The following is a 12217-nucleotide window of genomic DNA, read 5'->3' as shown; positions in this document are numbered from 1 at the left end:
CAGCAAGCGGTTCGGCATTGAGGCGACCTACCGGCTGTCGGAGTCATCGCTGATCTCCACGACAGTGACCGACCAGACTCGGCGGTTGCTGTTCGTGGTGATTAGCCTGCTTGTCCAGAACGTCTGGCGGTATCTCCACTGGGAATACGTGGCGACGCCCCGCCGCGGCGGGCGTCGCCTCTGGTGGTGGCCGTTCGAAGAATTCATTCGGATGGTTACTCGTGCGGCGTGGAACGCGCTGTCAGTGAGACGTGAGATTCCAACGAACAAGCCACCAGATGACCGGTTCACTCGATAGGTATCGACCGGGAACGTCTGGCTTCGCAGTGGCAACGCTGTCGTCGTCGGCGGCGATCAGCCGCCGACTCGCACCATCGGCCAGCTGTTGTCTGTTCAGTCGAACACTCACACCCAATCTGTGCCGACAGCGGCTTTCGTCTGTGGTTGCGGTCAATCAGTATCGAACGCTTTGTGAGGTACTGATACTTGCTTCGCGGAGTAGAATCCTGATGACACTGTAACGGTCAAATGGTGTCTGGCGTCGGGTTCGTCAAGAGACAACCCACCAGCTATTTTACTGGAACTATCGACGGCTGATGTGTGGAGAGCAGGGTAGCATCTGGACGGGCTGCCATCAGAGCAGTTGTGTCGCCTCAAGCAGTTGGACTGGGAGTCTCTAGTCTCATCCTTCTCACGGGGTTGTTCTCGAAACCACCAGCAGGACTGTCGATAGCTGGCCAGCGAGCGATAATGGTCTTCCTTGTTGCACTTGTGCTGTGGCTTACCAGACCGGTCCCATATATCGTCTCAAGCATTCTCAGCGTCACACTCCTGTATGCGCTGGGAGTTGTTGAGTCATTCGCGGTAGCGACGACGGGCTATGCATCGTCGCTCATCTTTTTTTTGCTGGCGTTGTTATTGTTAGGCAACGCTATCGCGGATGTCGATCTCGACCGACAGGTAGCACAGCAACTTCTTAGGGCTGAAACAACGCCCCAACGAACGCTTCAGTCTATTGCTGGGAGTATTCTGGGCCTGGCGCTGGTGATGCCGTCAGCGATGGCCCGTGCGGTGACGTTTATTCCAATTGTTGAGCAGATCGCGTCTGAATTCAACTATGCGGATGGAAGCGATTTCGAACAAGCCGCGTTCCTCATTTTGGGACACGTCAACCCGATTGCGTCAATGGCACTGATGACTGGTGGTGGGATGGCGCTGGTTACCTCGGAAATCATTAACAGCACGGTACGGTCGATATCGTGGGTTGACTGGGCACTTCTCATGGTGCCGCCGACAGTCCTGTTGTATGTGTTGGCCACGGTTGCAGCAATCATCTTCACGACAATTGGTGAGGCCAGACAGCAAAATCACGAGGCAGCAAAAGCTACTGACTCCCAAAGCGAAGGGGGTGGGATTGCTGCCGAAACGACACAGTCACTATCCCGTGAGCAGTGGATTGTTGCTGCAGTCACCGGTGGAGCTGTCGTCAGTTGGATTATCGGCTCGTTCATCGGAATCCCGACTGTCCTCCCAGCTGTTGTTGCTGTGACTGTTCTCGCACTTCCCCGTATCGAGGTCATTACAGCCACGGATGCTGCTGATGTGAGCTGGGGGATTATATTCCTGATCGGAGCAATGCTGTCGATATTGGATGCTATGCAGGCGACAGGGGCAATCCAGTACATCGTTGATCTGTTGACGGTGCTCGTTCCGTTTGGGGTACTTGCACAGTGGCAAATAATCGGCGTCCTGTTAGCTATCGCCGTCGGTGTCCGTGTCCTTTTTTCAACTGGTTCAGCGGCCATCGTAGTTGCCCTGCCGATTGTCTTGGAGTTCGGCGGTGAATTCGGCATCAACCAACTGTATCTCGCGTTGGCGGTGTTACTCGTCGTCGGTTCAACGACCCTGCTGCCGTTCAATACGACAGCCGTTCTCGTCTCGATGGATCACGGGCCTCTCTCGCATCGAAATGTCGCGACGTTTGGGACAGTAATGATGGTCCTCTCAGTGATAGTCGCTGCTGGGACGTGGTTAATATACTGGCCCCTCGTCACCTGAGGCGTGAGACATATATGTCTGAGACTGACCTGATAGGAGCAGGGGAGTAAACTATCCTACGCGTCGAGTTCACAACGATACCGACCGGTGTGATGGCCCAGCTGAGCCAGCAAATTGATGGCGTGCGGAGTATCGAACTCGACAATACGTTCTACGTTGAGGACGGCGTCTGGATTGAATCGCTCACTATCTCAGCCGATAAGCAGTTCGATATTGAACGCGTTCTTGCAGAGATATCTGGTGTCTCACTGTTCTATATGAGTAAGATCCCAACAGGATCGGCTGAGGCGGATATTCAGCGGGTCACCATACTAGCTAATGAATCGTACCCGTTCATTCTGGGACTTATTCTGCGTCAGGAGGCTATCCCGAACCGGATTGTCCTGCAAAACGACACGGTCGAAGTCGTTATTACGACGCGAGACTGGGACCAGTTTCGGGCTGTGGCTGACGAAATCCAGGAGACGCTTGGAGAGTTTGAATTGCGTTCGGTAACCCAAAACGAAGAGCCTGGAGAGCCCCTTGATAGCGGCCGGCTCACTGAGGTCCTTGTCTCGAAACTAACCGATGAACAGTTAGAGATACTTGAAATCGCATACAACGAGGGATACTTCGACGTTCCTCGGAAGATTTCCGAGACGGAGCTTGCAAAAGAGCTCGATATTGCACAGTCGACAGTTAATGAGCGGTTGCGAACTGCTGAACGAGCTTTACTCGGACTTATTTACGGTGCGAAAGAGGATTGACATCCTCCCTCCGAGTGGGCGGGATTGGTTTCAGGGACAGTGAGAGGTCAGGCCGGCAGTTCTTTTGCGATATCGTGTTCACAGCCGGGTTTTCTGATTCTGCCTTGTTTTGTGGGCAGATATACGCCTCCGACGGAGTGTTCTGCATTCGTTCCGTTCGGACCAATTCTATTCCCGTTTTGTCGGTGTCTGTCGAACATATGCTGGCATTGGAAACCGTCGTAGACAAGTGGGTATTGGTTGGCCCCATCTATTCATTTCAGCCACATCTGTAAGCGGCAGTATTCGTGTCACGTTCCGGATAGTGGAACTGAGAACTAGTTTGTTCGATATATTGAAATATACCTTATAAAGAATGATATATATCGGATCACATCGGGATTAAAACGATTCCAGATACCCCGGAATGGGAAGACGAAATGGGACAGAAAGATGATGGAGAATTCGGCAGTGGACAAGGCAACCGACTAACCCGTCGCGGATACCTTACCGCGACAACCGCGTTGGGCATGGGCGCGCTCGCAGGTTGCAGCGGCGGCGGTGACGGTGGCAGTGGCGATGGCGGTAGCGGCCAGAATCTCACACCGAACGCGCCGGAGGGGACCCCGGAAACGGTCGAAACACAGTACTGGCGCAATTGGGACACGTTTGATGCCGACTCGCCATCACTCGATTACAGCGCGACGGCCGGTGCGGTGCTTGACCCGCTGCCGGTTGAATTCTCAAGTGAAGACGATCCGTGGATGCGCGAACACGCGCTCATGGTTCAGCGGGGGCTGAACGACCTGGGTATTGAGGCGCAGTTGAACGACAGACCTCTGAACCAGTTGTACGCACAGAGTTGGTCGACCGATGGTCTGGATGCAGTTATCTCGATGAGTACACACGGGCCCGATCCACAGCGCGGCCTGGACCCGAACCCGTTGTTGATGCGCAGAACCGAAGGCAACCTCTCGAATTACGACAACTACTATCACCCAAAACTGCAGGAGATACTCATCGAACAGTCACAGGAGACAGACCGAGCGCGTCGTGAGGAGCTCGTCAATCAGGCACAGGATATCTTCGCGGAAGATGTCGGTGCGCTCATTACACTGTTCTCGGATGTCGTCACGGCTGTTAACACGAACAAGTGGTCGGGGTACGTGAAAACGCCCGGGAACGGCCCGACCGGTGACTCCTTCCAGTGGACGGAAGTTAATCTCCAGCCGGAGGCTGACGACCGAGACTACGTGAAAGGCGTCACCACATCGATGAACTCCCTAAACCTCCCCTGGGCGGCCGGAGGTGCAGAAGAAAAGCGCTTGACGTTCATTTACGACGGCCTCTTCGATGCAACCCCCGACCTGGATGTGACGCCGGCGCTGGCAACCGGCGGCGGGTTCGTCGATGACACGACAGTTGAACTCTCGCTGCGTGAGGGTGTTGAATGGCACGACGGGGAACCCTTCACTGCAGAAGACGTGAAGTTTACTGTCGAATTCTACAAGGAGTACTCCGCGTCGAGCCAGACACCGTTCTACGAGCCAATCGAGTCCGTCGAAGTGCTGGGCGACCACGAGGTTCGGATCAATCTCAAAAACCCGGACGCTGCGTTCATGACCCAGCGGGTGGTTCGGAGTGTCATTATTCCGAAACACCGGTGGGAAGATGTCGACAATCCATCCCAGCACAATCCAGATAACCCGGTGGGAACCGGTCCCTTCCAGTTCGAGGACTGGGAGCAGGGCACCCGGTTTGAGGTATCCCGTAACGATGGGCACTGGATGTTTGACGACGACTGGCGCGCTGATGTCCTTGGTGACAGGGCCGAGAGTGGCGAGGGAATCGACCGCGTCATCTGGATCAACGTGGGGAACGTGGACTCCATGATCGGGTCGCTTCAGGGCGGCGAGATTGATGCTGTCGGAACGACACTCTCGAACAGTCAGGCGGACCGCGCCTCGAGTAACAGCAGCGTGGAGACGATGGTGTCCGGAAACTTCGCCCCGCTGGACAACAAGCTCGCGTTCACCTGTCCGCTCATCCGCGACAAGGAGTTCCGTGTCGCACTCTCGAAGGCAGTTGATCCGGAGAGCTTCGTCGAGGAGGTGCTACAGGGCCGCGGGTCTGTGCCGGAAGGGGAGAACCCGATCTCTGATCTCACGCAGTGGCACAACAGCGACGTCACCGACTACGGTTACGACGTGTCCGAGGCACGGACACTGCTCGAACAGGCAGGCTACACGTGGGACGAGAATGACAATCTCCGGTACCCCAATGGTGAGGCATGGGCGGCATTCGTTGAGCGCATTCAGGACGGCAATCAGTACAAGCGGCGAGAAGATCTGGATCAGCTGGACTTCTCCTGATCATTGAGCACACAATGAACCAAATTACCAACCGATCGTTACAGGAGGGACAATGAGTCAATTCCAGCGGTTCCTCGCCAAACGGCTCGCGATCTCTATTGGACTGACGCTGATCGCAGTATCGGTCATTTTCGTCGTCCTGCGGCTGCTTCCGGGCAGCCCTTTTGAGGCGCTCGTGACCTCTGGAAACCTTAACCAGCAGCAGATCAACGAGATACGGGCTCTCTACGGACTGGATCAGCCGATGTGGCGTCAGTACATCGATTACATGGTGAGTATCCTCACGTTCCAGTTCGGCTACTCCATACTCCGGAGTCAGCCAGTCTGGGACGTGCTTGAGCCGCGGTTAGTCAATACGCTCATCCTGCTCGTGCCGGCGCTGGTGACGACGGCTATCCTCAGCTCCGCGCTCGGGATGTACGCCGGTTGGAATCGTGGCAGCCTGTTGGAAAAAAGCAGTATCATTACGACGACGTTCCTGCGGTCGACGCCAGTGTTCATTACTGCAATCTTTTTCATTATTGTCTTTGCGTACAATTTAGAACTCGTTCCGGCGTTCGGCATGCGATCAGTCACGGCCTCGCCGGAGGGATACGTCGATACGTTCCTCTCGATTGACTTCTTGCACCATTACCTCCTGCCGTTTACCGTGGCGGTCCTGTACTACAGCGGTGACTTCCTGTTGCTTGCTCGGAACGGAATCGTCGAAAAACGTGGCTCTGAGTTCCTCAAGCTCCACAAGGCGAAAGGGCTCACGGAGATGCAGCAGCTGGCTCGTGCCGGTCGGAACTCCATGCTGCCGATACTGACCTACTTCGCACTCCGACTCGGGATGATTTTCCAGGGACTCATCCTCTTGGAAGTCGTGTTCGGTTGGCCGGGCATCGGCCGCGAACTCGTCCTTGCCATCCAACAGCAGGACTACCCGCTGGTACAGGCCGCGGTGTTCATCATGGCACTTGCTGTTATCATTGCGAACCTGGCTGCAGACGTCCTATACGCGTACTTCGACCCAACAGTCTCAACCGGCGGAGGGAGCTCAGCATGAGTACGGAAACCAAACCAAAGGGACAACTGTACAAGCAGTTTGACCGCGTTCGAGGGATAATCCGCGACCAGTTCGAGTTCCTCCGACAGGACCGACTGGCTACTATCGGCATCATCGTTGTCGCCGTCTTCGTTTTCCTCGGGCTGTTCGGGCCGGCACTGGCACCCCACGACCCGATTGAACACGACGTACGCAACGATGATGGACAGATTCTCCGCCTCGCCGAGCCGTCAGGCGAGGCCGTTATGGGAACCACGGCGTTCGGCAAAGACGTTCTTAGTCAGTTCCTCGCCGGCGCACAGCCGACGTTCATCGTCGGCCTGTTCGGTGGAATCGGAACTGGAGCGATTGGGTTCCTTATCGGCCTTGTGAGCGGGTACTACGGCGGCTGGGTCGACGAACTGTTGATGCGGCTGACTGATCTGACGTTCTCGTTACCGTTCATGCCGATGGCGCTGTTACTGCTCACGTTCGTCACCCCGAATATTTGGTTGATGACCGCCATCATCGCGGGGTTCCTCTGGAAGATGCCAGCTCGCGTCGTCCGTTCGGAGGTGTTGTCGGTTCGAGAACGAACCTTCGTCAAGTCCGCACGGGCAAGCGGTGCAAGTGATCTCCGAACGATGTTGTATCACGTCGCTCCAAACGTGTTGCCTATCGGCTTCTTGTACACGGCATACGGGGTTGCCTGGGCTATTGCCGCACAAGCGAGTCTCGCCTTCCTGGGATTCGGCGACCCGACGATGACCAGCTGGGGGCGGATGCTCCGGCAGGTCTTCGAGTCCGGGAACATGCGCGTGGCTTGGTGGTGGGTCGCGCCACCAGCCATCGGTATCGCTGCGATAACGACCTCCGTTTTCCTCATCGGCCGTGCCTACGAGGAAGTCATCAATCCCGAAATCCAGACTGAACAATGACATTACTAGACGTTGAGAACCTCAAAGTCACGTACACCACCGAAGACGACACCGTTCACGCCGTCAACGACGTTTCCTTCAGTATTGACGAAGGCGTTAACTATGGCCTGGCAGGCGAATCAGGCTCGGGAAAATCGACGATTGCAGAAGCGCTGTTAGGGCTACTTCCCGGCAACGGAACCGTCGAACGAGGAAAAATCACGTTCAATGGCCGAGACATCACATCACTGTCCGATACCGAACGTCGGGACATGCTCTGGGAGGATATCGCCTATATTCCCCAGAGTGCGATGGACTCGCTCGATCCAGTGATGTCGACCGGGGATCAGATCATCCAAGCAATACAGGCTCACCGGTCCGTTTCGGACGAGAAGGCGCGGAGCCGCGTCGAAGAACTGTTCGAGATCGTCGGTCTCGATCCAGATCGTATCGACGACTACCCCCACGAATTCTCTGGCGGGATGCGCCAGCGCGTCACGATTGCGATGGCACTTGCACTGGAACCGGACCTCATCATTGCGGACGAGCCGACGACCGGGCTTGACGTCATCGTCCAAGATAAGATCATCGACAAGATCCTCGAGATCCAAGAACGGATGGACAGCTCGTTATTGCTTATTACCCACGAAATCGGCGTTATCGCCGAAACGTGTGACGAACTGTCCATCCTCTACGGTGGAAAAGTGATGGAGCAGGGGAGCGTTGACAACGTCCTCGTCAACCCGACGAACCCGTACACGATGGGGTTGAAGAACTCGTTCCCAGAGATTGACGGGAGCAATGAAGACGCAGTTGCGATACCCGGGTCACCGCCGAACCTGAATCACGAACCGACGGCGTGTGTGTTCAAAGATCGGTGTCCGTTCGCAACCGACGAATGCGGAGATTCACATCCGGATCTCGTTTCGCTTCCGAACCGTAACCATCGGTCGGCCTGCCACCACGTCGATAAGGCGGCCCAGATGCGGCGTGACGCCAAGAACCCGGAGACATGGGATATTCCCGAAGCAGAAGACACTGCCACCGACACAGGTGAAGTGGTCCTCGAAACAGACAACCTGGAGAAGTACTACGAACAGAGCCAGTCACTGTTGAGCCAGTTCCGCGGTGAAGACCCAGATTACGTGAAAGCCGTCGACGGTGTTTCACTGTCAGTCCGTCGCTCGGAAGTCGTTGGCATCGCAGGGGAATCCGGCTGTGGGAAGTCGACGCTGGGTGAGACGATGGCTCTGTTGGAGGATCCCACCGGCGGCGAGTTCGTCTTCGACGGAGAACCATACGAGTACTATCAGAACAGCAACTTGGAGGAATTCCGACGGAAGGTCCAGATCATCTTCCAGGACCCCTTCGATTCACTCAACCCGCGCCAGACGGTCAGGAAACTCGTCGGTGAGCCGTTGACGATCCATGATTACCGGAGCGATGAACACGAGCAGGCCATCATCGAGACATTAGAGAAGGTCGGGCTGACACCCGCAGAGAAATTCCTTGACCAGTACCCACACGAGCTTTCGGGCGGCCAGCGCCAGCGTGTCGCAGTGGCGAAAGCGCTCGTACTGGACCCGGACTTCTTGATCTGTGACGAGCCGGCGTCAATGCTTGACGTTTCGCTCAAGGTGAACTTACTGAACCTGCTCAGAGAGCTGGCAGATACCGAAGATATCGGGATCGTCTATATCTCACACGACCTCGCGAGCCTGATGCAAGTTTCGGACAGGCTCGCAATAATGTACCTCGGACGGATAATCGAAGAAGGGGCCGTCGATCGTATCGCGAACCAACCAAAACATCCGTATACCACCTCGTTACTCTCAGCGGCACCCGAGAAAGACCCGACTACGGATCGAGCCCGGGTGCTTCTGGACGGTGAGCCACCCGACCCGGTCGATCTCCCAACAGGCTGTAAATTCGCCCCGCGGTGTCCAAAAGCTGAAGAAGAGTGCTGGGCCACTGAACCAGCACTAGATGAGTCTGAAGACGAGGACCACCGTGCGGCGTGTTACTTCCCGGACGATGAGACGGCTGAGACTGCGGTAGAGGCCTCTCAGACGGACGACCCTGATCAGTCGACCAACGCTGGTTCATTGAGCGACTGAGCCTATGACCGCTTCCGAGCGATGTATCATGATGGCAGAAATTGGATTCCCGTTGTCAGCGAACGGTGACATCCGACAACTCGCTGTTGAGACACCAGTACAGACGGTTTCGACAGATGTAGTCACGGCTGCTGGTATCGGGGCCCTAGTGGTGCTGTTACTGTTGTCGGCGTTCTTTTCGTCCTCGGAGATAGCGATGTTCTCGTTGGCGCGACATCGCCTAGAAGCATTGATTCAAGACGGCGTTGATGGGGCGACGACGGCGGCCGAACTGAAAGACGACCCGCATCGGTTGCTTGTCACCATCCTTGTTGGGAACAACCTCGTCAACATCGCGATGTCATCGGTTGCGACAGCGTTACTTGCAATCTATCTCACGCAGGGTGAGGCTGTTCTCGCTGCGACATTCGGCGTTACAGCCGTCGTGTTATTGTTCGGAGAGAGCGCTCCGAAGTCCTACGCAATAGAGAATACGGAGTCATGGGTCCTGACGATTGCCCGGCCGCTCAAATGGTCAGAATACGCGCTGTATCCCCTCGTAATCGTGTTTGATCGCCTCACTAGGGTGGTAAACCGACTGACAGGCGGCGGGACAACCGTCGAATCGTCATATGTCACACGTGAGGAGATCCGTGAGATGATCCAGACTGGGGAGAACGAAGGGGTTATTGGGGCTGATGAGAGGGAAATGCTCCGCCGCGTATTCCGGTTTACCGATACGATCGCCAAGGAAGTGATGACACCACGGTTAGATGTCACTGCAATTCCGGGAACAGCCACGGTCGACGAAGCCATTGATGCGTGTATCGAGAACGGCCACACACGGGTACCGGTGTACAAGAGCGATCTCGATACGATCATCGGTATCGTTGAACTGGGAGAGCTAATCCAGCGACGGGACGAAGCTGACACGGCCAGCACTGCTGCGGAGTGCTGCGCTTCGACACTGCACGTGCCAGAGAGTAAGCACGTTGATGAACTGTTCCGTGAAATGCGCGACGAGCGTATCCAGCAGGTCGTTGTCGTCGATGAGTTTGGAACGACTGAAGGGATCATCACAACAGAAGATATCGTCGAGACCGTTGTCGGCGAAATTCTCGATGAAGAAGAAGCAGAACCGATCGAAGTGGTTGATGACCGGACTGTCCGAGTCGCTGGCAGTGTTACCATTGAGGCGGTCAACGATGCTGTCAGCGTGGACTTTCCGGAGGGTGAAGAATTTGAGACTATTGCAGGCTTTGTGTTCAATCGAACTGGGAGACTCGTCGACCCCGGCGAGACATTGGTCTACGATGGAGTCGAACTGACTATGGAATCGACCAGCAAGACTCGAATTGAACGCGTCCGAATCACCGAACCCGAACCCTCGATCGCTAATGGCGGGTCTGCAACTGTTCTGGGTAAACAGTGACGGGCTACTCGGTGTCGTCTATTACTGTCACAACCGGACAATCAGCCTCGAAAAGCACGGCCTGTGTTGTGCTTCCGAAAACAGCCTTTCCGGCCGGCGACCGCTCCCGTCCTCCAATGACAAGATACTGTGCAGCAACCTCGTCAGCTACTGCGGTAATTTCTGAAACTGGATCTCCAACTCGACCGAGAGTGGAGATACAATTGAAATCAGGGTCGTCGAATGTGTTGACCACGACTTCGTTTGCGACATTTGCAGCGGCATCCGCCCGCTGTGACTTGCTATACCCGTCGATCGATCCCACTCGTTCAACTGTCGACTTCCGTTCCTCAAACTCCGACTGTGTGACACAGTGGAGGACGTGTAGCTCCGTGTCATATGCTGAAGCGAGATCAAATGCTGTTTCGACGACCGGGTCTGCTTCTGTGGTTCCGTCAACTGCTGCTAGTATCGACATACAAAAAATATCAAATATATGATACTTATACGTTTCGGTTTGGGCCAGCAGGGGGCATGGATAGTAACCGTAATTGACGGCAGAAATACGCCAAGACTGGTGAAATAGGTTAAAATCAGGTAGTAAGGTTTTCTGAGCTAGCGCGTTGAATGACAACACTAAGATTAGTTTCTAAACCGACTATCTGCTATAGTTTTACGATATTATATCTGTGAGCCTGAGCCAACTGGCTAGCCTGATTTTGTGACTCCCGTGTGACTGGAGGAGAGAATGTGTGCAACAAACGAGCCTTCGTTCGAGGAGTATGACTTCGACCACGGTGACCGCGTTTGCGTCGACTGGACAGACGGACTGGGACCACTCGACGAGGTCGTGGGCACTGTCTCAGGAATCTCGCGCAGCGCAGGCGACGTGATCGTCGCTGTCGAGGCCGACGACGCTCAGTATCCGGACAACTCGCTCTATTACGGTACTCACGACGCCGCTCCCGAGTGGGTCGAACTGCTAGAGCAATCCTAGTCTGACGGTGGGGGACTCTCACCTGATTTTGTGGGCCTCTGGCAGGTGAGAGGCGTTCCTGAACATGAGTACTGAACAGCGGTCCGCCGACGAACAGGAAATATACGGTGGCAATTGGCAGGCAATATCACCGGCACACTTTTTCAACCGCCACTATAAGTGATACACATGAGTCTCACAACAGATGATTTTCGGGATTTTACCCGTACCGATCCGACTGATGATGAGGATCTCCGGCTTGGGGACGCTCTCGCTGCAGTCGCCGTTGATGTCGATGTAGATGCTGTTGCTGAGGTCCGGGATGCCCGCGAACAGATATGACGTACCTTCTTGATACAAACATTCTCATTGCAGCTGTCACACAGGACAGTGAGCGATCAGCAGCAGCCCGCGAGCTACTGAATACCACTGAGAACCTCCATGTCTCTGTTCTCAATCTGATGGAACTGCGTAGTGTTCTCAGTAAGAAAAAGCAATTCGAGCGCGATCAGGTTGACCAGATTGAAGCCCGAATTACGTCACGGACGACAGTCACGTTTCCCGACGCATCGGATATGCTAGCTGCAAACCAACTCCAGTCTGACACACTCCTGTACCCAATGGACGCACTTATT

Annotated in this window: 11 protein-coding genes and 1 pseudogene; 11 read left to right on the top strand and 1 reads right to left on the bottom strand. The window is 55.2% G+C overall.

Annotated features, from left to right (window positions below; translation table 11 throughout):
* The 8 genes and pseudogenes from C437_RS07705 to C437_RS07670 all read left to right on the top strand — a co-directional run.
* A pseudogene (locus C437_RS07705) lies at positions 1 to 298 on the top strand (IS4 family transposase); the annotation flags it as partial.
* Between the two features lie 452 nt (positions 299 to 750).
* The gene (locus C437_RS07700) at positions 751 to 2058 is read left to right on the top strand and encodes an SLC13 family permease (protein WP_004516367.1); all 1308 of its coding nucleotides are present in this window, start codon (positions 751 to 753) and stop codon (positions 2056 to 2058) included.
* A 92-nt stretch (positions 2059 to 2150) separates the two neighbouring features.
* On the top strand, positions 2151 to 2804 hold the full coding sequence (locus tag C437_RS07695) for a helix-turn-helix domain-containing protein (protein ID WP_004516366.1): 654 nt from the start codon (positions 2151 to 2153) through the stop codon (positions 2802 to 2804).
* Between the two features lie 509 nt (positions 2805 to 3313).
* On the top strand, positions 3314 to 5155 hold the full coding sequence (locus C437_RS07690; RefSeq protein ID WP_004516365.1) for an ABC transporter substrate-binding protein: 1842 nt from the start codon (positions 3314 to 3316) through the stop codon (positions 5153 to 5155).
* A gap of 52 nt (positions 5156 to 5207) precedes the next feature.
* Positions 5208 to 6203, top strand: a complete 996-nt coding sequence (locus C437_RS07685) for an ABC transporter permease (protein WP_004516364.1) — start codon at positions 5208 to 5210, stop codon at positions 6201 to 6203.
* On the top strand, positions 6200 to 7120 hold the full coding sequence (locus C437_RS07680; RefSeq protein ID WP_004516363.1) for an ABC transporter permease: 921 nt from the start codon (positions 6200 to 6202) through the stop codon (positions 7118 to 7120). The genes C437_RS07685 and C437_RS07680 overlap by 4 nt, the downstream gene beginning before the upstream one ends.
* Entirely contained in the window at positions 7117 to 9216 is a 2100-nt protein-coding gene (locus tag C437_RS07675; RefSeq protein WP_004516362.1) for a dipeptide ABC transporter ATP-binding protein, read from the top strand. Before C437_RS07680 ends, C437_RS07675 begins: the two co-directional genes overlap by 4 nt.
* A gap of 28 nt (positions 9217 to 9244) precedes the next feature.
* Positions 9245 to 10627: a hemolysin family protein gene (locus C437_RS07670; protein WP_241431646.1), complete on the top strand. Its 1383-nt coding sequence runs from the start codon at positions 9245 to 9247 to the stop codon at positions 10625 to 10627.
* A 4-nt stretch (positions 10628 to 10631) separates the two neighbouring features.
* On the opposite strand, the gene C437_RS07665 is transcribed toward C437_RS07670, so the two are convergent.
* On the bottom strand, positions 10632 to 11084 hold the full coding sequence (locus C437_RS07665) for a universal stress protein (protein WP_004516360.1): 453 nt from the start codon (positions 11082 to 11084) through the stop codon (positions 10632 to 10634).
* Between the two features lie 270 nt (positions 11085 to 11354).
* Here C437_RS07665 and C437_RS07660 point away from each other — a divergent pair, with 270 nt between their 5' ends.
* From C437_RS07660 to C437_RS07655, 3 genes are all read left to right on the top strand, one after another.
* Positions 11355 to 11603: a hypothetical protein gene (locus tag C437_RS07660; RefSeq protein WP_004516359.1), complete on the top strand. Its 249-nt coding sequence runs from the start codon at positions 11355 to 11357 to the stop codon at positions 11601 to 11603.
* 168 nt (positions 11604 to 11771) lie between these two features.
* Complete coding sequence (locus tag C437_RS20565) at positions 11772 to 11924, top strand: hypothetical protein (protein WP_169331087.1); 153 nt, start codon at positions 11772 to 11774, stop codon at positions 11922 to 11924.
* Positions 11921 to 12217: type II toxin-antitoxin system VapC family toxin (locus C437_RS07655; RefSeq protein WP_004516358.1), on the top strand; the 297-nt coding region annotated here is incomplete at its 3' end. The genes C437_RS20565 and C437_RS07655, both read left to right, overlap by 4 nt.

Source organism: Haloarcula vallismortis ATCC 29715 (assembly GCF_000337775.1).
Lineage (GTDB): Archaea > Halobacteriota > Halobacteria > Halobacteriales > Haloarculaceae > Haloarcula > Haloarcula vallismortis.
Note: the sequence above shows the minus strand (reverse complement) of the source record. Positions and strands in the feature narration are given on the sequence as shown.